The organism is Haemophilus sp. UMB1048, assembly GCF_030218125.1.
Classification (GTDB): Bacteria; Pseudomonadota; Gammaproteobacteria; order Enterobacterales; family Pasteurellaceae; genus Haemophilus_D.
In genome coordinates, this window is record NZ_JASOPB010000084.1 from 1 (window position 1) to 285 (window position 285).

Annotated in this window: 1 protein-coding gene; it reads left to right on the top strand. The window is 50.5% G+C overall.

The features are described from left to right. The first annotated feature begins 30 nt into the window (after positions 1-30). Entirely contained in the window at positions 31-225 is a 195-nt protein-coding gene (locus tag QP437_RS09980) for a Rop family plasmid primer RNA-binding protein (protein WP_001041619.1), read from the top strand. Positions 226-285: the final 60 nt, after the last annotated feature.

The window sequence follows — 285 nt, forward strand, 5'->3', positions numbered from 1 at the left end:
GATGACAGACAGAACGGAGAAAACGAAAAGATGAACAAGCAGCAGCAAGCCGTACTCAACATGGCAGGATTCATAAAAAGCCAGAGCCTGACGCTGCTCGAAAAACTGGACGCACTCGATGCTGACGAACAGGCCGCCATGTGTGAGAAGCTGCACGAACTCGCGGAAGAACTTCAGAACAGCATACAGACACGCTTTGAAGCGGAAAATCGCACCGGGATATAACGCATCCGGACAGGATGCAGAACGGCATAGAGGAGCGTAAGGAGAAAATGTCACATAAGG